General features: G+C 66.4%; 14 protein-coding genes and 1 pseudogene. 7 read left to right on the top strand and 8 right to left on the bottom strand.

The genetic code is table 11. The features are described 5' to 3' along the window. Positions 1-51: 51 nt before the first annotated feature. Both H8A92_RS01625 and H8A92_RS01620 read right to left on the bottom strand, forming a co-directional pair. Complete coding sequence (locus tag H8A92_RS01625) at positions 52-1911, bottom strand: cisplatin damage response ATP-dependent DNA ligase (protein WP_229194130.1); 1860 nt, start codon at positions 1909-1911, stop codon at positions 52-54. After that, the gene (locus H8A92_RS01620) at positions 1908-2966 is read right to left on the bottom strand and encodes a ligase-associated DNA damage response exonuclease (RefSeq protein ID WP_229194129.1); all 1059 of its coding nucleotides are present in this window, start codon (positions 2964-2966) and stop codon (positions 1908-1910) included. The genes H8A92_RS01625 and H8A92_RS01620 overlap by 4 nt, the downstream gene beginning before the upstream one ends. 130 nt (positions 2967-3096) lie before the next feature. Between H8A92_RS01620 and H8A92_RS01615 the strand changes: the two genes are divergently transcribed. The 4 genes from H8A92_RS01615 to pdeM all read left to right on the top strand — a co-directional run bounded on the left by H8A92_RS01615 (position 3097) and on the right by pdeM (position 9160). After that, positions 3097-4023, top strand: a complete 927-nt coding sequence (locus tag H8A92_RS01615; protein WP_229194128.1) for a methyltransferase domain-containing protein — start codon at positions 3097-3099, stop codon at positions 4021-4023. Positions 4024-4195: 172 nt separating this feature from the next. Further along, complete coding sequence (locus H8A92_RS01610; protein ID WP_229194127.1) at positions 4196-5422, top strand: ABC transporter substrate-binding protein; 1227 nt, start codon at positions 4196-4198, stop codon at positions 5420-5422. Positions 5423-5656: 234 nt separating this feature from the next. Continuing rightward, positions 5657-8425: a ligase-associated DNA damage response DEXH box helicase gene (locus H8A92_RS01605; RefSeq protein WP_229194126.1), complete on the top strand. Its 2769-nt coding sequence runs from the start codon at positions 5657-5659 to the stop codon at positions 8423-8425. Between the two features lie 63 nt (positions 8426-8488). Continuing rightward, positions 8489-9160, top strand: a complete 672-nt coding sequence (gene pdeM, locus H8A92_RS01600; protein ID WP_229194125.1) for a ligase-associated DNA damage response endonuclease PdeM — start codon at positions 8489-8491, stop codon at positions 9158-9160. 215 nt (positions 9161-9375) lie between these two features. On the opposite strand, the gene H8A92_RS01595 is transcribed toward pdeM, so the two are convergent. Further along, on the bottom strand, positions 9376-10239 hold the full coding sequence (locus tag H8A92_RS01595) for a LysR family transcriptional regulator (RefSeq protein ID WP_229194124.1): 864 nt from the start codon (positions 10237-10239) through the stop codon (positions 9376-9378). A 96-nt stretch (positions 10240-10335) separates the two neighbouring features. On the opposite strand from H8A92_RS01595, the gene H8A92_RS01590 reads away from it, so the two are divergent. After that, positions 10336-11259, top strand: coding sequence for a DMT family transporter (locus H8A92_RS01590; protein ID WP_229194123.1), 924 nt, complete (start codon positions 10336-10338; stop codon positions 11257-11259). A 90-nt stretch (positions 11260-11349) separates the two neighbouring features. Then, the gene (locus H8A92_RS01585; RefSeq protein ID WP_229194122.1) at positions 11350-12678 is read left to right on the top strand and encodes an NRAMP family divalent metal transporter; all 1329 of its coding nucleotides are present in this window, start codon (positions 11350-11352) and stop codon (positions 12676-12678) included. 30 nt (positions 12679-12708) lie between these two features. On the opposite strand, the gene H8A92_RS01580 is transcribed toward H8A92_RS01585, so the two are convergent. Then, positions 12709-13182, bottom strand: a complete 474-nt coding sequence (locus tag H8A92_RS01580; RefSeq protein WP_229194121.1) for an Lrp/AsnC family transcriptional regulator — start codon at positions 13180-13182, stop codon at positions 12709-12711. A gap of 152 nt (positions 13183-13334) precedes the next feature. On the opposite strand from H8A92_RS01580, the gene H8A92_RS01575 reads away from it, so the two are divergent. Then, the gene (locus H8A92_RS01575) at positions 13335-14636 is read left to right on the top strand and encodes an aspartate aminotransferase family protein (protein WP_229194120.1); all 1302 of its coding nucleotides are present in this window, start codon (positions 13335-13337) and stop codon (positions 14634-14636) included. An 8-nt stretch (positions 14637-14644) separates the two neighbouring features. On the opposite strand, the pseudogene H8A92_RS01570 reads toward H8A92_RS01575, so the two are convergent. The 4 genes and pseudogenes from H8A92_RS01570 to H8A92_RS01555 all read right to left on the bottom strand — a co-directional run bounded on the left by H8A92_RS01570 (position 14645) and on the right by H8A92_RS01555 (position 21168). Beyond that, positions 14645-15426: pseudogene (locus H8A92_RS01570) on the bottom strand (TIGR02186 family protein). Beyond that, the gene (locus H8A92_RS01565; protein WP_163160703.1) at positions 15423-16352 is read right to left on the bottom strand and encodes a TSUP family transporter; all 930 of its coding nucleotides are present in this window, start codon (positions 16350-16352) and stop codon (positions 15423-15425) included. The pseudogene H8A92_RS01570 and the gene H8A92_RS01565 overlap by 4 nt, the downstream one beginning before the upstream one ends. 267 nt (positions 16353-16619) lie before the next feature. Further along, positions 16620-17471, bottom strand: coding sequence for a COG3904 family protein (locus tag H8A92_RS01560; protein ID WP_229194119.1), 852 nt, complete (start codon positions 17469-17471; stop codon positions 16620-16622). A 115-nt stretch (positions 17472-17586) separates the two neighbouring features. After that, positions 17587-21168 carry a tetratricopeptide repeat protein gene (locus H8A92_RS01555; RefSeq protein ID WP_229194118.1) on the bottom strand — a complete coding sequence of 1194 codons (3582 nt, stop codon included), beginning with the start codon at positions 21166-21168 and terminating at the stop codon, positions 17587-17589. Between the last annotated feature and the right edge of the window lie 267 nt (positions 21169-21435).

The following is a 21435-nucleotide window of genomic DNA, read 5'->3' as shown; positions in this document are numbered from 1 at the left end:
ACATGGGAAACCCGCGGGGCGCGATCAATGGCTGCCATGCGGCTTGCGGGTTTAACTTCCTGTCATGGAGATTAACATCCGTTCAAGTGTCTCCAGCCGATCGGCTTCGCGCGGCGGCTTGTCCCAGCGCAGCCGGCTGATGCGGGGAAAGCGCATCGCGACGCCGGATTTGTGCCGCGACGAGCGCTGCAGGCCTTCGAAGGCGACTTCCAGCACCAACCCCTGATCCGCTTCATGCACGACGTGCCGCACCGGCCCGAATTTCTCGGTGGTGTTGCGGCGGACGAAGCGGTCGATCTGCAGCAGCTCCTCGTCGGTGAAACCGAAATAGGCCTTGCCGACCGGCACCAGCTCGTCGCCGGCCTCGCCACGGGTCCAGACCCCGAATGTATAGTCGGAATAATAGGACGAGCGTTTGCCGTGGCCGCGCTGGGCATACATCAGCACCGCGTCGATGATGTGCGGATCGCGCTTCCATTTCCACCACGGGCCTTTCGGCCGTCCGGGCAGATAGGGTGCGTCGCGCCGCTTCAGCATCACGCCCTCGACCGCGTCGGCATCGTCGCCGGCGCCTGCGCTCTTCGGATCGGCACGCGCCGCGGCGAGTTCTTCCCAGCTTGCGAACGGCACGGTCGGCGACAGGTCGATGCGCGGATCGTTCAGCTTGGCGACGAAGGCTTCGAGATGTGAGCGGCGTTCGGTGAACGGCAGCTCGCGCAGATCGTTCTCGTCGTCGCCCAGCAAATCGTAGGCGCGCAGATGGATCGGGAATTCCTTGATCAGCTTCGGCGAGACCACTTTCCGGTTAAGTCTCTGCTGCAAGACGTTGAAGGTCTGCACGCGGCCGTCGCGCAGCACCAGCAATTCGCCGTCGATCGCGCCGGGCAGGTGCAGTGATGGCACCAGGTCGGGGAAGCTGCCGGTGATGTCGTCGCCGGTGCGCGAATAGAGCCGCGCCTGGATGTGCCCGTGCGCATCGCGGCCGGCGACAGCCTGCACGCGGATGCCGTCCCACTTCCATTCCGCGCTGAAATCGGCAGCGTCGAGATTGGCGAAATCGCTGTCCTCGACCGCGTGCGCCAGCATCACTGGGCGGAACGGGGTCGGGTCGCTGTTGACAGGCTTGTCGCCGCGGCCTTCGAGCCAGGCAAACAGCTCGAGATAGGGCGGCGACAGCCCCGGCCACATCAGCTCGATCTCGTGCGGGTCTTTGTCGCCGAGAGCGGCCGCTGCGGTCTTCGCCAGCCGCGCCGAGATCCCGATCCGCATCGCGCCGGTAACGAGCTTCAGCAACGCCCAGCGCCCGGTCTCGTCGAGCTCGTCCAGCCAGCGCGCCAGCTGCGCCGGCAGCTCGGCCTTGCCGAGCGTGCGCAGGGTTGTGACGACGTCGGTCAGCGTGGGAGGAGGCGGGTTGTTGTGCGTGCGTGGAATCTCACTGCGATCTCGCCCGCGGTACCCCTCTCCCTCGCCCTCCCCCGCAAGGGGGGAGGGAACCCAGCCACCGGTGCGTCCCTCACCAACTTCAGTCATCTCAACATCGTTGTGAGGTGACCGCGGTGGTTGGGCTCCCTCCCCCCTTGCGGGGGAGGGTTGGGGAGAGGGGTGGCCCAGGAAAGACTCGTTGTGAGATGCACCAGTCGCCTTCGGCCACATCAGCGCAACCGTCTCGGAGAGGTCGCCGACGTAGTCATAGGAATAACCGAACAGCACCGGGTCGGCGCGTTCGGTGATCAGGTCGCGGATCAAGCCCGGCTTGGCGTGCTTGAACGACAGCGCGCCGGTCAGTGCCGCCAGCGCGTAGCCGCGGTCGGGGTCCTCAGTCTCGCGGAAATAGCCGACCAGCAACTTGATCTTGTTATTGCGGCCGGGCTCGTAGGCGAGGCGGTCGAGCAACTCGGCGAAGCGGTTCATGCTTTTGCCTCGCCGGCGGGCTGGGCCTCGCCCGTGACCGCCGCCGTCTCGCCTTCATCTTCGTCGCCATAGCCGACCAGATCGAGCGGCCGGGCGGTAAGGCCCTTGGTCTTGCACCAATGCACCAGGGCATCTTCCTGGCCGTGGGTGACCCAGATCTCGCCGGCGCCGGTCGCTGCGATCGTTGCCGTCAGCCCATCCCAGTCGGCATGATCCGAGATCACCAGCGGCAGCTCGATGCCGCCTTGCCGGGCGCGGGCGCGCACGCGCATCCAGCCCGACGCAAAGGCAGTGACCGGATCGGGGAACCGTCGCGTCCACACATCCTGTGTCGCGCTCGGCGGCGCCAGCGTGATGGTGCCGGCAAGCTCGGCCTTCTTCATGCCGCGCGCCGGCCGAAGCTCGCCGAGCGGAATGCCGCGCTCCTGATAATAGTAGGTGATCTTCTCCATCGCGCCGTGCAGGTGGATCGGCGCGTCGTAGCCGGCCTCGCGCAGCAGCGCGATCACGCGCTGCGCCTTGCCGAGCGAATAGGCGCCGACCAGATGCGCGCGCTCCGGAAACAGTTTTACGGAGGCCAGCAGCTTGTTGACTTCGCCGGCAGCATCGCCGTGGCGGAACACCGGCAGGCCAAAGGTCGCCTCCGTGATGAAGACGTCGCAGGGCACCAGCTCGAACGGCGCGCAGGTCGGGTCGCGCGCGTCCTTGTAGTCGCCGGAGGCGACGATGCGCCTGTCCTTGCAGGTGACGGATATCTGGGCGGAGCCCAAGACGTGGCCGGCGGGATGAAACGACACCGTGACGTCGCCGAGCCTGATCTCCTCGCCATAGGCAACCGCCTGCACAGAGCCGGCGAAATTCTCGCCGTAGCGCAGCCGCATCATGTCGAGGGTTTCCTGGGTCGCGAGGACAGCGCCGTGGCCCGCCCGTGCATGGTCGGAATGGCCATGCGTGATCAGTGCCCGTTCGACCGGCCTGACAGGATCGATGTGGAAGCCGCCGGGCTTGCAGCAAAGCCCCGCCGGGAGGGGCATCAGGATGTCTTGCGGGCGCATGCCGCACATATAGGCATTGATTCCGCGATATCTAATCGTCCTGCGCGGGCTTGACCGGCGCGCCCATCTCCGGAAAAAGTCCGTGCTTTGATGGATGGCCGTATCGGCCGAGATTGGTTCCTTAAAGCGAATGGCTCCGCGCCTGTTTCTGTCCTCCGGCGACCTCGTTGCCGACCGCCGCTACGAGTTCGCGCGCGACCTGCAACTGAAGGGCGATCTGCCGGCTGCCGCCGAGTTGCTCGAACAGGCGATCGAGCTGGTGCCGAATTTCCCCTCGGCCTGGCACACGCTGGGCAAGATCCGCCTCGAACTCGGCCAGCGCGAGGCCGCGATCGCAGCCTTCCGCGCCGCGCGCGATGCCGATCCCGAAGACCGCCATGGCGCCGGCCTGCATTTGATGCAACTCGGCGTCGAGGCCGTCAGCGCGATGCCGCCGGGCTATGTGCAGACGCTGTTCGACCAATACGCGCCGCGCTTTGAGGCGGCGCTGGTCGGCGATCTCGGCTATCGCGGTCCGGCGCTGCTGTTCAAGGCGGTGCTGTCGGTGCGCGCGGGCGCGAAGAAGCCGGCGTTCTTCAAGCGCGCAATCGATCTCGGCTGCGGCACGGGGCTCGCGGCCGGCGCGTTCGCACGGCATGTCGACCACTTCATCGGCGTCGACCTGTCGCCGCGCATGATCGACAAGGCGCACGCCACCGGACTCTATGCCGAGCTCGAGGTCGACGACATGTTGAAGGGCATTTCGACCAAGCCCGATGCCAGCGCCGAATTGATTCTTGCTGCCGATGCGATGGTCTATGTCGCCGATCTCGCGCCCGTGCTCGCCGAGGCCGCGCGCGTGCTGGTGCCAGGCGGCGTGGTCGCCTTCACGACGGAGACCCATGACGGCGAAGGCGTCATCCTCGGCCAGGGCCTGCGTTACGCACACAGTACGGCTTACGTGCGTGCCTCGGTCGCTGCCGCCGGGCTGACACTGGCCTTGCTCGACGATCTCTCGGCGCGCAATGAGGACAACGTCCCGGCGCCCGGGCTTGTCGCCGTGGCCGTGAAGCCGTGACGCTCTGACCCCCAGGGGAGGATAAGAAGGCGATCCCATACATCTCGCCCTCCAACTTGGGTCTACACGCTACGCATTTGCCGTGACGCGGCATTGCGCCGCAAAGTGGTGACTTCGCGCTTGCCCGGCGCTGGGCGGAATGCGAGAGCTTTCCGCCTCAGGGAGAGAAATAATGAAAAAACATACGCGGCGCGAATTCGGCGCCACCGCATTGTCCGTCATCGCAGCGTCCGTGCTGCCCGCGCCGTTCGTTCGGGCCGCGGACAAGAAGTACGATCCGGGTTCGAGCGACACCGAGATCAAGCTCGGCCAGACCGTGCCGCATTCCGGTCCGGGCTCGCTCTACGGCGTGCTCGGACGCGTCGGCGAAGCCTATTTCCAGATGCTGAACGACAGGGGCGGCATCAACGGCCGCAAGGTGAAATTCCTCACCATGGACGACGCTTACAGCGCACCGAAATGCGTCGAGGCGACGCGTCGGCTGGTCGAGCAGGAAGAGGTGCTGGCGCTCTATGGCTCGCTCGGCACCGCGCCGCAGACCTCCGTGCACAAGTACCTCAATTCCAAGGGCGTCCCTCAATTGCTGTTGAACACCGGCGCCTCGAAGTGGAACGACCCGAAGAACTTCAAATGGACCATGGCGGGTCTGCCGCTCTATCCGACCGAGGCGCGCATCCTCGCCAAGCACGTCGTCAGCGTGAAGCCCAACGCCAAGATCGGCATCCTCTACCAGAACGATGATTTCGGCCGCGACTTCCTCGGGCCGTTCAAGAAGGTGCTCGCCGATGCCGGCGGCAAGGCGCAGGTGATCATGGAGCAGACCTACGATCTCACCGATCCGACGGTCGATTCCCAGCTCATCAATCTGTCGAAGTCGGGCGCCGACGTGTTTTACAACATCACCACCGGCAAGGCGACGTCGCAGTCGATCCGCAAGGTCGCCGAGCTCGGCTGGAAGCCGCTGCAGCTGTTGTCGGCGGGCTCGACCGGCCGTTCGATCCTGAGCGCCGCCGGCCTCGAGAACGCCAAGGACATCGTCGCGATCCGCTACAACAAGGAAGTCGGCGTGCCGCGCTACGAGAAGGATGCCGACGTGGTCGCGTTCGAGGAGCTGCGCAAGAAGTATCTGCCGAACATCGATCCCGACAACACCATCGCCTTCGCCGGCTACGGCCAGGCCGCGACGATGGGCGAGATCCTGCGCCGCTGCGGCGACGACCTGACCCGCGCCAACGTGCTGAAGCACGCGACCACACTGGCCGGTTTCCACTCGCCCTATTTCCTTGACGGGATCAACTACAGCTACACGCCCGACGACTACACGCCGATGAAGACGCTCTATGTCTCGATCTTCAACGGCAAGGACTGGGACCTCTTCGGCGAGCCGATGACGGAGTAGAATTTGCACTGCGCTATCGTCTCCCTCGCCCCGCTCTTCGCGGGGAGAGGGCGGGGTGAGGGGCTGCTTCCACGAGCGGTGAGCGTGGTGAGACCTGTATCCCCTCACCCGGATCGCATCTGGCGATGCGATCCGACTCTCCCCGCAGGCGGGGCGAGGTGAAGTACCCTTGCCACCTGCCGCCATTTCCGCCCCGCCCTCGACGAAACCGACTGAACCACTTACCTCTTGGGCGTGTCGACGCTCGATCTCTTTCCTGTCCCGCCGTCGGAAACGGCCGATCTTTTGCCGCGCCGGTTTCGCGACTGGTTCGCCTCACGCGGCTGGTCGCCGCGTGAGCATCAGCTTGCGCTGCTGGCGAAGGCGCGCGAGGAACGTTCCGCGCTGCTGATCGCGCCCACGGGTGCGGGCAAGACACTGGCGGGTTTCTTGCCGACGCTAGTGGAGTTGAGTGGGGAAAGCGAGGAGAGAGGTCGGACACAGTCGACGCGTACCCCATCGCCACCTCCCCCCTTGCGGGGGAGGTCGACGTCCGCTGACGCGCAATCGCGCGTCATAGGACGGCGGGAGAGGGGTACGCCGCTTGCTCAAAACGATACGGCTTACCCCTCTCCCCAGCCCTCCCCCGCAAGGGGGGAGGGAGCCCTGCCAGCGAGCGCTGCGGAGCCAAGAAAGACGCTCATCTCCACCGGCCGCAGCGTTCGCCGTAGCGGTGGGCTGCACACCCTCTACATCTCGCCGCTGAAAGCGCTCGCGGTGGATATCGCGCGTAATCTGGAGACGCCGGTTGCCGAGATGGGTTTGCCGATCAAGATCGAGACCCGCACCGGCGACACGCCGGTGTCGCGGCGGCAGCGGCAGCGGCGCTATCCGCCGGACATCCTGCTTATCACGCCGGAGCAGCTGGCGCTGTTGCTGGCCTCCGACGACGCGCCGTTTCTGTTCTCTTCGCTGAAGCGCATCGTGCTCGACGAGCTGCATGCGCTGGTCACCTCCAAGCGCGGCGACCTGCTGTCGCTCGGGCTGGCGCGGCTCTGGACCATCGCGCCACAAGCCCGCGCCATCGGCCTCTCGGCAACGGTGGCCGAGCCCGAGCAACTGGCGCGATTCCTGGTGCCGCAGCCGGTCGGCGAGAACGCATCCGCCGACGTCGTCACGGCAGGCGGCGCCGCACCGCCGGTGGTCGAGATGCTCGACACGCGGGAGCGGCTGCCGTGGTCAGGCCACAGCGCGCGTCATGCGCTGCCCGAGGTCTATGAGCTGATCAAGCGCAACAAGACCACGCTGGTGTTCGTCAACACCCGCAGCCAGGCCGAGATGCTGTTCCAGGATCTCTGGCGCATGAACGACGACGGGCTCGCAATCGCGCTGCATCACGGCTCGCTCGACGTCGCGCAGCGCCGCAAGGTCGAGGATGCGATGGCTGCAGGCCGCCTGCGCGGCGTGGTCTGCACCTCCTCGCTCGATCTCGGGGTCGACTGGGGCGATGTCGACCTCGTCATCAATATCGGCGCGCCCAAGGGATCGTCGCGGCTGATGCAGCGGATCGGCCGCGCCAACCACCGCTTCGACGAGGCCTCGCGCGCCGTGCTGGTGCCGGCCAACCGGTTCGAGGTGCTGGAATGCGCCGTCGCGATCGATGCGATCGCGGAGAATGCGCAGGACACGCCGCCCTTGCGTTCGGGTGCGCTCGACGTGCTGGCCCAGCACGTGCTCGGCTGCGCCTGCGGCAAGCCGTTCCTGTCCGACGAGCTCTACGATGAGGTCAGGACCGCGGCACCCTATGCCGCTCTGTCGCGCACCGACTTCGACGATGTGGTCGACTTCGTTGCGACCGGCGGCTACGCGCTGAAGACCTATGAGCGTTTCGCGCGCATCAAGCAGGACAAGCAAGGCCGCTGGCGCGTCACCAATCCCAAGGTGCGGCAGAGCTACCGCCTCAACGTCGGCACCATCGTCGAGGATACCATGCTGAAGGTGCGGCTGGTGCGCTCGCGTGCCGGTGGTTCCGGTTCGACCGGCGCGATCGCCCGTGGCGGCCGCATGCTCGGCGAGATCGAGGAGGTGTTCATCGAAGGCCTCGTGCCCGCCGACACGTTTGTCTTTGGCGGTGAAGTGGTGCGCTACGAGGCCTTGGTCGAAGACCAGGTCTATGTCTCCCGCGCCAATGATAAGGATGCAAAAGTGCCGTCCTATATGGGCGGCAAGTTTCCGCTCTCGACCTATCTCGCCGAACGGGTCCGCAAGCTGCTCGACAACAGCCGGGCCTGGAACGGCTTGCCGGACCAGGTGCACGACTGGCTGTCGCTGCAGCGGAAATTCTCACGCGTCCCGGCGGTGCGCGAGCTGCTGGTCGAGACCTTTCCGCGCGGCGGCAGCCATTATCTGGTCTGCTATCCCTTCGAGGGGCGGCTCGCGCACCAGACGCTCGGCATGCTGCTGACGCGCCGGTTGGAGCGCGCCCGCGCTCGTCCGCTCGGTTTCGTCGCCAACGAATACGCGCTCGCGGTCTGGGGCGTCGGCGATCTCTCTTTCATGATCCGGCACGGCAAGCTCGATCTCAACGCGCTGTTCGATCCCGACATGCTCGGCGACGACCTCGAGGCGTGGCTTGCGGAGTCCGCGCTGATGAAGCGGACCTTCCGCAACTGCGCCATCATCTCCGGCCTGATCGCGCGCCGTTTCACCGACGAGGAGAAGTCGCGCCGCCAGGTGCTGTTCTCGACCGATTTGATCTACGACGTGCTGCGCAAGCACCAGGCCGATCACGTGCTGCTGCGCGCGGCGCGCGGCGACGCCGCCACGGGATTGCTCGATCTCCGCCGTCTCAGCGACATGCTTTCGCGCATCCACGGCCGAATCACCCACAAGGATCTCGATCACGTTTCTCCGCTTGCCGTCCCCGCGCTGCTGGAAATCGGCCGCGAGTCAGTTTATGGCGAAGCATCCGACGAGCTTCTGGCCGAGGCGGCCGAGGAACTCGTGCGGGAGGCGACGACGTAGCGCTGGTACTTTGGGGAACAGGACGTGACGGCAAGCGCACTAGCTTTGCGAGACGGTGACGATATGCGCGTTGCGAGGGTCACGGTGGCGGATGTCGGCTTCGTGGCGGATTTTTCCGGCGCGCTGTTCTGGGAAGCGCAGCGCCTGCTCGTGGTGTCCGACCTGCATCTGGAAAAAGGTTCGAGCTTCGCTGCCCGCGGCGTGCTGCTGCCGCCCTACGACACGGTGGCGACGCTGAGCCGGCTCGCCGCCGTCATCGCGCGGCACGATCCGCGACAGGTGATTGCGCTCGGCGACAGCTTTCACGATCGCGATGCCCATGCGCGCTTGTCGGATCCGGATCGCGAGGCGCTCGCGGCGCTGCAGGTGCGGCGCAACTGGATCTGGATCGCCGGCAACCACGATCCGGCGCTGCCGTCCAGTCTCGGCGGCGTAGTCGCCACTGAAGTTGCGATCGGCCCGATCGTGTTCCGCCATGAGCCGACGGGAGCTGCCGGCGAGATCGCCGGGCATCTTCATCCCAAGGCGCGGGTACCGACCCGCGGCCGCTCGATCGAACGGCGCTGTTTCGCCAGTGACGGCGAGCGCGCGGTGATGCCGGCGTTCGGCGCCTACACCGGTGGCTTGAGTATCCGCGATCGGGCGTTTGCCAAGATATTCGGGTCGCCGGGCTTCATGGCCCATGTGCTCGGCGACAATCGCGTCCACGCGTTCGTGGCGTCGCGGTGTTATTGACGGTCGCGATCAACTCGCTCCTACCTGCTACCATTCGTACATCGCGCCAAACACTCGGTGTCGTCCCGGGCAAGCGAAGCGCGACCCGGGACCCATAACCACAGGGCTTTGTTGTTGAACAAGGCTGTGGCTCCAGCTTGCCCTCTCGTCACGTCCTGTGGTTATGGGTCCCTGCTTTCGCAGGGACGACAGTGGAGTAGCGGCGCGACCGCGCCCTAAGCCGCCTTCGCTTGCACGCTCTCGCAATACTCCGCCAGCCGGTCCGCGAGCCGCAAGGTCGCGGGGCGGGCTTCGGGGGCGGCGACGAGGGCGACCTCGGTCCGCTCGATCGGGGCAAAGCCGTCCTTCGCCGTCAGCACGCGATGCTCGGCCTGGATCGACATCTCCGACAGGATGCTCAACCCGAGGCCTGCGGCGACCGCGGCCTGGATGCCGGCGAGGCTGGAGGACGTGTAGGCCATGTGCCAGTTGCGGCCCGCGCTCTCCAGCGCATGGATGGCGTGGGCGCGATAGAGGCAGCCCGAGCCGAAACCGATCAGCGGCACCGAGCCGGCCGTCGTGTCGCGCGGGTGGCTCTTGCTGGTCACCCAATGCACGCGTTCCGGCCACACCGCGATGCCGCCTTTCTCGCTCGCAGCGCGCTTGATCAGCGCGAGATCGAGATCGCCGCGCTCGAGGTCGCGGTACAGGTAAAGGCTTTGGCCGGAACGCACATCGAGCCGCAAATTCGGATGGCTGCGCGAGAAGGTCGCGAGCAATCGCGTCAGCCGGTAGGCGGCAAAATCCTCGGTGATGCCGATCCGGATCGCGCCTTCGCTGCCGGGGCGCGACACCACGTCACGCGCCTCCTCGGCGAGTGCGAGCAGCCGCCGCGCATAGGTCAGCAGCTGATCGCCGGCCTCCGTCGGAGTGACATCCTTGCCGCTGCGGATCAACAGCGGCTGGCCGACATCCTCCTCCAGACGCTTGATCTGCTGGCTCACCGTCGATTGCGTGCGGTGGACGCGCTCTCCGGCGCGGGTGAAGCCGCCGGCATCGACCACCGAGACGAAACTGCGCAGCAGCTCCAGGTCGAGCATCGCAGCCTCCATTCATAAATCCACTGGATGTCAGTCTATCATTTAATTTCCAAATAGCAAGGTAGCGGCCTAGATCATGCGCGAAGGAGAAATTCCATGTCCGCCGCATCCTCAATTGCCGCCCCCCGCGCCCGCTTCAACACCCTGCCGCTGCTGATCGCCCTGTTCTGCCTGCTCTGGAGCTACGCTTTCGTGGCCGGCAAGATCGGCGTCACCGATTGCCCGCCGTTGATCCTGCTCGCGGCGCGATTTTCGCTCGCCGGAGTCTTGGTCCTCAGCATCTCCTGGCTGCGCAGCGACAAGTGGGACCTCACCTGGCGTGACGCGGCCGTGTTCGCCGTGATCGGCGTCGCCAACAACGCGCTCTATCTCGGGCTCGGCTATACCGGCCTCAAGACCGTCTCGGCCGGGCTCGGCGCGCTGATCGTCTCGGCCAATCCGGTGTTCACCGCCATGCTGGCGGCCATGTTCCTCGGCGAGAGCATGACCTTGCGTAAGGTGATCGGGCTCGTGCTCGGCATCATCGGCGTTGCCTTCATCGTCTGGCATCGGATCAAGGTCGGCAGCGACAGTCCGCATGGCATCCTGTTCACGCTGGCCTCGCTCGCCTCGATCGTCGCCGGCACCATCCTGTTCAAGCTGCTGGCGCCGAAGGGCAGCCTGTGGATCGGCAACGGCATCCAGAACATCGCCGGTGGCCTTGCGGTGATGCCGTTCGCCTTCACGCTGTCCAGTGTCAGCGACATCGTGCCGAGCATGCGGCTCGCCGGCGCCTTCGCCTTCCTCGTGCTCGGCGGCTCGATCCTGGCCTATCTGCTCTGGTTTCATCTGCTGAAGGTGTGTGGCGCGACTGCCGCCAGCGCCTATCACTTCCTGATGCCGCCGCTCGGCATGCTGTTCGCCTACCTCGTACTCGGCGAGCATGTCGAATTCCGCGACCTGCTCGGGATCGTTCCGGTCGCGCTCGGCATCTATCTGGTGACCCGCCCCGCGGCCGCCGCTGCGCCCAAATCGGCGTGACCTGCGCATGCGACAGCCAATAGGGCCCCGGGTTTCATCATAGGAACATTGACGGTATCCGGCTCGTTGTCGCGACGGCCGGAACCGGACATGACGCAGCACAGGATGACCTCTCAAAAGCAGAACGGCCGGCCCGTCGACGAGGCGGCAAAGCGCCAGCCATTCAGCATCCGCAATATTCTGAAGACGCTCGGCCCCGGCCTGATTACCGGAGCCGCCGACGACGATCCATCCGGTATCGGCACCTACAGCCAGGCCGGCGCGCAGCTCGGCTACGGCATCGGCTGGACCATGCTGCTGACGTTCCCGCTGATGACCGCGATCCAGGAAATTTCCGCGCGGGTCGGCCGCGTCAGCGGGCACGGCATCGCGGGCAATGTCTGCCGCCATTATCCGGGCTGGCTGCTGGTCATCGTGGTGGCGCTGCTGTTCATCGCCAACACCGTCAATATTGCCGCTGATCTTTCGGCGATGGCGGACGCGGCCAGGCTCCTGATCGGCGGTCCAGCCATCCTCTATGTCGTGTTGTTCGGCGTGACTTCGGTGGCCGCGCAGATCTTCATGAACTACCGGCGCTACGTCGCGGTCCTGAAATGGCTGACGCTCAGCCTGTTCGCCTATGTCGCGGCACTCGCCTTTGCAAAAGTGTCGTGGACAGAGGCGCTGGCCGGCGTGCTGCTGCCGCACCTCACCTGGAGTGCGGACTATTTCACGACCATCGTCGCGATCCTCGGCACCACGATCTCGCCCTACCTGTTCTTCTGGCAGGCTTCGCAGGAGGCCGAGGAGCAGCGGATCGATCCCGATAAGCATCCGCTGATCAAGCGGCACTACGGCGTGCGGCGCGAGTTTTGGCGCATCCGTGCCGACACCATCACCGGCATGGCGTTTTCAAACGTGATCGCGCTGTCGATCATCATCACCGCCGCGGCGACCCTGCACGCCGCCGGCAAGACCGATATCCAGACCTCGGCCCAGGCGGCCGAGGCGTTGCGCCCGATCGCAGGACCCTTTGCCGAAATGATCTTCGCACTCGGCATCGTCGGTACCGGCCTGCTGGCGATCCCGGTGCTCGCGGGCGCGACGGCTTATGCCGTCAGCGAAGGGCGGCGATGGCCGGTCGGGTTGACGCGCAAGCCGAGGGAGGCGATCGCGTTCTATTCGGTGTTGGCACTGTCGGGCGGCATCGGCGTTGCGCTCAACTTCACCCCGATCGATCCGATCTCGGCATTGTACTGGAGCGCGGTCGTCAATGGCGTGCTGGCCGTGCCGGTGATGGTGCTGCTGATGTTCATGGCCCGCCACAAGGAAGTGATGGGACGCTTCGTCATCGGTGGGTGGCTCTACTGGCTCGGCTGGCTCTCCACGGCTGCGATGGCGCTCAGCGTGATCGCGATGGGGCTAGGGCTGCTGATCTAGGTCAGCAGGTGTTATCGCGGCGTCGATCGATCAGAACAGCGAGCTATCGATCTTGGTGGTCGATTTGATCTTTCGCAGGATGATGGTGGTGCGATAGCTCGCGATATCGCTGTCCGGATGCATGAGGCGGTCGAGGATGAAGGATTGATAGCGTGCGAGGTCGGACGACACGACCCGCAGGGAATAGTCCCAATCGCCGGCAATCATGCAGCATTCGACGACCTCCGGAAGGCCGGTCACCTTTTTCTCGAAGCGTGCGAAGGATTCCCTGGTCTGTTGCTTGAGGCGGACCTCGACGATCACGTCGAACCCGAGTCCGACGCGCGCAGCGTCCACCAACGCCACGTAGGACTTGATGACGCCGGTCTCCTCGAGGGTCCGGACGCGTCTCATGCAGGGAGCGGACGAGAGGCCGATCCGTTCGGCAAGCTCGAGATTGGTGATGTGCCCGTCGGCTTGCAGCACGTCGAGGATCTTGCGGTCGATCTCGTCAAGAACGGTCATGGTTCCCATTTCTTTCGCATTTTCGACATTTGACGCAATTGATTGCAGAAGAAGGCGTAAAATGCATCCCAAATCGCAATGTCATTGCTGCCGGGCGCGCATAGGATGATCTGCGAGGGTCTTCAACGGCGGTGTCACAGCAAGGAATCGGCATGACCGGAAATGACGACAAATCCTTTTGGGATCGTGCGCGGCGTCACCTCATTCGCTATGGCGGGACGTTCGCACCCGTCATCATCGAGCGCGCCTCCGGGTCCTTCGTCTACGACGCCGACGGCCGTGCCATCCTGGATTTCACTTCCGGGCAGATGAGCGCCGTGCTCGGTCACGGTCATCCGGAGATCGTCCGGACCATCAGCGAGCATGCCGAGCGGCTCGACCATCTGTTCAGCGGCATGCTGACGCGCCCGGTGGTCGCGCTCGCCGAACAACTGGCGGAGCTTTTGCCGCCGGGGCTTGATCGCGTCATGCTGCTGAGCACGGGGGCTGAGTCGAACGAGGCGGCCATCAAGATAGCCAAGCTCTCTACCGGCGGCTTCGAGACCGTCGCGTTCGCGCAGTCCTGGCACGGCATGACGTCGGGCGCGGCGGGGGCGACCTATTCGGCCGGCCGCAAAGGTTATGGTCCGGCGCCGGTCGGCTCGCTCGCGATTCCGACGCCGAATCCCTATCGCCCGCGCTTCGGCAATGCCGCCGACTGGCGCGCCGAATTGGCCTACGCCTTCGATCTGATCGACCGCCAATCGACCGGCTCGCTCGCCTGCATGATCGCCGAGCCGATCCTCAGTTCCGGCGGACTGATCGATCTGCCGGACGGCTACCTTGCTGCGTTGAAGGAGCAGTGCCGCGCGCGCGGTATGTTGCTGATCGTCGACGAGGCGCAGACGGGACTCGGCAGAACCGGCGCCATGTTCGCCTTCGAGCGCGACGGCGTCGTGCCAGATATCCTGACTTTGTCGAAGACGCTCGGCGCCGGCCTGCCTTTGGCTGCGGTCATCACCTCAGCCGAGATCGAGGAGTGCTGTCACGAACGCGGCTTCCTGTTCTACACCACCCATGTGTCGGACCCGATGCCGGCCGCCGTCGGGCTCAAGGTCATCGAGATCATCCTGCGCGACCGATTGGTCGCGCGCGCCGGGATCGCGGGGGCGCGGCTGCGGGATGGGCTGCTCGCCCTTCAGAACCGGTTCGAATGCATCGGCGATGTGCGCGGCAGGGGGCTGATGCAGGGCATCGAGATCGTGCGCGACCGCTTCAGCAAGGAGCCTGACGAGGCGCTCGGCACGCGTGTGTCGCAGCGCTGCATGGAGCTCGGACTGAGCACCAACATCGTGCAACTGCCCGGCATGGGCAGCGTATTCCGCATCGCTCCGCCGCTGACGATCAGCGATGACGAGATCGATCTGGGCCTCTCCGTCCTCGGCGACGCGTTCGAAAGCGCGTTACAGGGATAGGGGCTAGATCAATCCTTGCGGAACACGATCGAGGCCATCCAGCCGGTCATCAGCGCCATGAACGCGGTGACGAGGCCGTAGACCAGGCCGTTCTGCCGCGCGGTGGTGGCGACGAACTGCTCGAAGCCGATCTTGACGATCTCGAACGCGCTCTCGGTCTTGGTCACCAACGCGCCGTCGGAAAACAGCTTGATCTCGACATTGTAGGTGCCGATCGGCACCTCGGCCGGCAGCGGAATGCCGGTGCGGAATAGGGTCGGCGTCAGGAACGTCACCGCCGAGGTCGCCTCGCGGTATAGGTCGTGCTCGGAACGCAGCCGGACGAAGGCGCTGCGGAACGGATCGTTCGGCACCACATCGGCAAAGTCGGGCCGACCCGCTGCACCAGCGTAACATTGTTGAGCCCGAGCTGCTGCCGCCGCTGCACCTCCGGTGAGGCGATCTGGTCGAACGGGCGGTTGGAGAACAGCGCGAGATAGCCGGGGACTTGCAGGAAGTGCCGCGAGTCGGTGTTGATCCAGATGCCGAATTTGCGCTCCTTGCGCCGCGTCACCATGTCGGCGCGCGGGCCGGCCACGGTGACGACGAGATCGTAGTTGCTGCGATTGGCCGGCGTCTTGTCGTCCTTCTCCACAGAACCGAACAGCACGAGCTCGCCGCCGGAATAGTTCGGCGTCACCGTGACGCGGTGGTTGGAGACCGACACGATCAGCCGTTCGGCAGAAGCGGGCGCCGCCGCCAAGGTGACGGCGACGAGGCCGATGATCGCAAGCGGCGCGCGCAGCCTCATGGCGGCGCTCCGCCGGTTTCGCGGATGCTGTAGAGGTCCTGCGGCCGGATCACCAGCTCGACGGCAAAGCGGATGCCGACCGCGAGCACCAGGAGGCCGAGCAGCAGGCGCAGATGCTCGCCGCGGATCTTCTGTCCGGCGCGGGCGCCGAACTGCGCGCCGGTGACGCCGCCGATCATCAGGATCAGCGCCAGCACGGCGTCGACGAGATGGTTGGTCACCGCGTGCAGCATGGTCGCGAACACCATGGTGACGAGGGTGAGCACCATCGAGGTGCCGATCACGGTCGAGGTCGGCACCCGCAGCACATAGATCATCAGCGGCACCAGGATGAAGCCGCCACCGATGCCCATCACGGCGCCGATGAACCCGATCACGAGCCCGACCACGACCACCGGAATGACCGAGAGGTAGATCTTGGAGCGCTTGAAGCGCAGCTTCAGCGGCAGGCCGTGGATCCAGCCATGGCTGCCGGGCTTGCGCAGCGCCACCGGGCGTCCACCGCGGGCACGCAACATCGCGCGCAGGCCTTCCCAGAACATCAGCCCGCCGACCGTCGTCAGCAGGATGACGTAGGACAGCGCGATCATCAGGTCGAGCTGGCCGAGCGAGCGCAGGAAGGTGAAGGTCCACACCCCGAGCGCGGTGCCGAGCGTGCCTCCGACCAGCAGCACGGCCGCCAGCAGCGGGTCGATCGCGCGCCGGCGCCAATAGGAGATCGCGCCGGAGAACGACGAGGCTGCGATGTGGCTGGCAACGGAAGCAACCGCGACCGCGGGCGCGATGCCAACAAAGATCAGCAGCGGCGTCATCAGGAAGCCGCCGCCGATCCCGAACATGCCGGAGACGAATCCAACCGCCGCGCCCATCGCCAGGATGAGGAAGACATTGACCGGAATGTCGGCGATCGGGAGGTAGAGCTGCACGCGCGTCGCTTCTTGTCGGTTCGCCGCGAGCTGGGGCGCAAGGCCGCATCACGGCGTGATGTCGTTCTGGTCGGGCATTCTCCGGCTGAACGAATCCGGTCGGCGCGCAAGATGCAGGCGAACGCGGGTCGATTGCCGCGTTCTTGCATAACCGAAATCGGCGAGAGGAGGGACTAAAGATTCTGCCTCGGGCGGCATTTTTCGCCGCAGGCTGCCGCTCTGATGCGCACGTGGTTGATAATTCAGATTAATGATGCCCGCGTCGGCTCAGGGCTGGTCGACCGGCTTGGTGATCAGGTTCAGCGCCAGCGCTTCCTTTTGGCTCAGCCAGCGGATATCCGAGGTCTGTGACATCGCCTCGACGATCGCGGAGGAGACGCCCATCTTGGTCATGTAGCCGAGCACCATGCCCTGGATGCGTTGCGCCTCGGCGAGGGGATCGCTGACCGGTGCGCTGGTCGTGAAGCGATGCACGCCGAGCCGCGAGCCTGCGACGCCATAGCGGGCCACACCGCCGGCATAGACCAGGACGCAGGCGCTGGCGCAGGCCGCGGGGCGGAGCTTGCCCGCGGCATCGGCGGTGGCCACCGCCGTGACAAGCCCATGCGTGCGGATCACCTCGCCCATGATGGCGGCCTGGTTCAGCGCGCCGCCCGGTGACGACAGCAGCACCGCATCGCCTGGCGCGAGACGCGCCTCGCTCAGCCGGTCGCGGAACCAGCTCGCGCTGGCCGAGCCGATTTTGCCGCTGATCGCGAGCGCCCGCCTTCCGTGGCCCGACCCGTCGATGTCGACATCGGAAATCACCGCCGACGTCATGCTCGCGGCGATATAGGTCTCGCGCCAGAAGTCCCAGGCACCCGGCCTCGATAGATCCCGGTAGGCCTGAATGGCGACGCTCGAGAGCAGCAGCACGAAGATGATGATGGACGGGAGCGAGAACCGGAAAATGCGGGTCGGCGATGCCACGTTCGCTTGCGGAGGCGGGGGTGGAGGCGAAGGCCGGGCCTCAGGGCGCGCGGCAAACGGAGATGCAGTCTGGCGCGGCGGCGCGACGCGGGGACCGGTCGGCGACGAACGATGGCCCGTTCCATCATCCTGACGATCGTCGACAGACAAGACTGACCCTCCGGAGCACGTGCGCAATCGGCGCGGGACTGCGCGCCTGTCTACACGGCAGAAGGGCGGAGGTACAGGACAGCGGCGCCATCAAGGCGCCGCACATATTGTTGTCTTAGTGAGCTGGGGCGGCCAGCGCCGCGGTCCGCTTTGCCGGCTTGACCGACTTCGCCGCTGCGGGCTGCGCAGGGGCGCCGTCCCAGCCGCCGGCCGGGGCCGGCACGTTGACGGCATCGCTCGGCTGCGGCTCGGGGGTAAAGGTCTGGATCGCAAGCTTCGCTGCGGCCAGCGACTGCGGGTCGAGCCGCTTGGCGATATCGTCGCGCTTGTGGCCGGCGTCGGCGTCGCCCTGCGCGGCCGCCAGGCTGAACCACTTGAAGGACTCGGCGAGGTTCTGTTCGACGCCGATGCCGCGCGCATAGAGAATGCCGAGGTTGACCTGGCTGTCGGCGACGCCGCGATCGCCCGCCTTGCGGAACCACTGCGCGGCACTCCTGTAGTCGGCGCCCTTGCCGCCGCCATCGGCGTCGAGCACGGCGAGATTATGCATCGCCTTGGCGTTGCCGCGCTCGGCCGCCTGCATGTAATAGCGCCGCGCCACATCGAAGTCGCGTTTCACGCTGAGGCCCTTCTCGTAGAAGGTGCCGAGCCGGAACATCGCCGGCACCACGCCGGCCTGCGCCGCGCGGCCATACCATTTGGCGGCCTCGTCGACATTGGCGGGCACGCCCTTGCCCTCGGCAAAGCGGACGCCGACCTCATAGGCCGCGGCCGCATCGCCCTTGATTGCGGCGGTGCGCAGCGCCGGACCGCCGATCGCGTCGGGCAGCTTTTCGCCCGCCGGAATCTGGATCGTGCCGAGCTTGCCGCCGAGCGGCGGCGCGGTCGGAATCGTGCCGGTGATATCGCTACTGGGGGCGACCGGTGGCGCCGCGGCCGGCTCCGGCGCCATGGCGGGCGCGGATGCCTGAGGGATCGTCACCTGCGCGCTGTCGAGCGTGTTCGGCGCCGGGCTGTTGTTGGACTGGCGACCGAGTGGAGTCGGCGAGGTCATCGACGGTCCGGGCACTGACGGCCCGGGCGCGCCGGAGGGCGCCGTTGGTGCCGGTGCGGTGTAATTCTCGACCGGCGGCTGCGCGGAGGGCGCGGCCGGCTCGCTGTGCTCGATCGCCGGCGCCTGCGGCGCAGAGCTGGTGTCGAGCAGGTTCATCGCCATCTTGGCGGTCGAGAGCAGGATCACGACCACGCTCGCGCCGACCAGCAGCGAACGAATCTTGGAGGTGATGGTCGAAGGCTGCGCCTCCGGCGCGCCGGTCGCCGAAGCGCCGGCTGCGGGCGTGCCAGCCTTGGTGGCGGCGGCCTTCGCGGCCTTGTCGGCCTTCTCCTTGGCCTTGGCTGCGGCCTTGCTCGCTGCACGCGCCGCCTTCTCGTTGACCGGTTGCGCGGCTGCGGCCTGCGCGGCGCGGCGCGCGGCGGCGATGAAGCTCGACGTCGAGACCGGCTCCTTCTTGCCGGCGGGAAGGTCAGAGATCGCGCGCTCGGAGTCCGCGATCCGCTCCGACGGCGACGACACGCGGCCCGAGGGGCGCGTACCCGGCTCGAGCGGATGATCCGGCGGCAGTTCCGGCGCGATCGCAGCGCGCGCGGATGCCGCATGCGGTTCGAGGATCTCGCTGATCGCGCGCGGCGGCAGCGGCAGCGGCGGCGGCGCGGTCTCGACCGGCTGCGCGGCATGGAATTCGCGCGGCGCGGACATGAAGTGCTCCTGCGCCTGCGCAGGATTGGGCAATTCGGGCCGGTACGATTCAGGCTGGTATGTTTCGGGCCTGGGCTGCGCGATCGGCTGCGGCATCGCCGCGCGCGGCATCTCCATCCGCGGTGCGTCCATCCGCGGCTCGACCGGCGCGGGGGCGGGCGGAGCCGGCGGCGGCGCGCTGCGCTCCGTGCGCAGATCGTTCTCGATCATCGCCAGCCGATCGACGACGTGGCCGAGCGTGTTGTGAACGGTCTCCAGCGAATCCTGGGTGCGGCGATCGGTCTCCGACTGGCTGAAGCGGATGTCCGAGAGCTCGCGCTTCACCAAATCGACGATGCCGCTGTCCATCATCGGCTGCGGGGCGAAGGTGTTGACGTTGTTGCGGGTGGCGTCGGCGAGCGAGGCGATGTGGGCGTGCTGCGCCTCGAGGTGGCGCATGATGTCATGCAGTCCTTCCTCGACCCGGCCGAGATTGCCGGAGCGCTGGTCGGCCGACTCCAGGCGCTCGAGCAGATACGAGACGCGCTGTTCAAGATGGGTGAATGCCGACGAGCTGTCGTTGCCGACCTGTAGCCGGTCGATCCGCTCCGACAGCGAGCGCAGGGCGCCCTCGATGGCGTCGGTATTGTCATGGCCGGTCGGCCGTTCGCGGCTTTCCAGCGATGAGGCCAGCGCGGCGATGCGCTGTTCGATTCCGGCGAAGGCGTCGCCGTAGGAATCGCCGCGCGACATCTGCGACAGCTGGTCGACTTTCGCCGCCAGCGCGTGCACATCCCCGGAGAGCTGCAGCAGCGCGTCGTTGGAGGCGACATTGGAGACGATGGCGCGAAGTGCGGCGATCGCGCTCTCGAGCTGATGCACCGTCGATGGATCGTCGTTGGCGCGCAGGATCATGTCGAGCTTGGCGCCGAGATTGCGGATCGCCTCGTCGTAGCCGGTGAGCTGCTCTGCGGGCGTCAGCGTGCGCAGCGCCTCGCGGATTTCCGACAGCGCGCGTTCGATGCCGGCGATCGCCTGGCCCTGGCCGTTGCTGCCCTCGTGGCGAATCTCGTCGATCCGGTGATGCAGCGAGCGGATTTCGTTCTCGATCGACTCGATCGCGCGCCGCGGCATCGCCTCGGTGATCGCCTGGCGGATTTCCGCAAGCTCGCCGCGGAAGGCCGCGATCGATTGCTCGATATGGTCGGGCCGCTGCAGCGCCTCGATCTGGCTCGTGATCTTGAGCAGATGACGCTCGAGCGAGGAGAAGTCCGGCCCGGCTGGTGCCGCGGGCGGCGGCGCATAGGCGGCCATCGGCGGCGCCGATTGCTGCACCGGCGGTGCATTGCGCGGCGGCATCTGCCGGGGCGCGGGGCCGTCGAGCTCGTTCTGGCGCGCGGCGATTTCCGCGATCGCTGAATCGAACGACGCCGGGCTCAGCGGCGGCGAGGGGCGGTAGACTTGCGCGGCAGCGCGCTCGACGGCTTCCGCCTGGCGCAGCCTTTCCTCCAGTTGCCGGTCCTGCATCTGCGGCTCCCGCTGCATCTGCGCTTCACGCATCGGCTGGGGCGGCGGCTCACGCGCGGGCTGCGGCCGCGAAATCTGCGACAGCCGTGCATCGAGGCGCGAGATCGCCTCGTTCAGCTGCCGTGCGACGGCGGGCTGGCCGCGCGGCACTTCGGCGCGCACGGCTTCGGCGCGCGACAACGGCTTTGCAATCTGTTCGATCTGGCGGGTGATCGCGTCGAGCCGCTGGTGGATATCCGCGACCTCGCGGCTTTCCCGGCTCGGCATCGGCTGGCGTTGCTCGGACGCCATGCGCCAATCCGGCGGGCTCGGTTCGCCGACCGTGGAATTGAGCCAGTCGTTCAGCGACATGCCGGCGCGGCGCGCAGCCGCTTCGGCCCTGTCGCGGACGGAGGGATCGATGCCGTCAACACTCCACGATACGCGCGAATTCATGATTCCGTCCGGTCCCGACTCCGGCGCCATACTCTGCGCCCGCAGCCTCCCCGCGCATTCCCGTTAAGAGACAATCGAATTCTGCGCTGGTCGTCTGCTTCAGCTGCTGACTTTTTCCCGTCACGGTAAATAACGGGTTAAGGAATGCGCTCGGCGGGCCTTAAAGTTAGGGAATCCGGGAACCTGTTGCGCCGGATCAGGACAGGCCTGTTGTTTTCAGGCAAAGTGGCATTCCACCTCGCGTGGCGGCGCGCGCAGGATGACGTG

The organism is Bradyrhizobium acaciae (genome assembly GCF_020889785.1).
Taxonomy (GTDB): Bacteria; Pseudomonadota; Alphaproteobacteria; order Rhizobiales; family Xanthobacteraceae; genus Bradyrhizobium; species Bradyrhizobium acaciae.
This window is presented reverse-complemented; position numbering and strand designations above follow the sequence as displayed.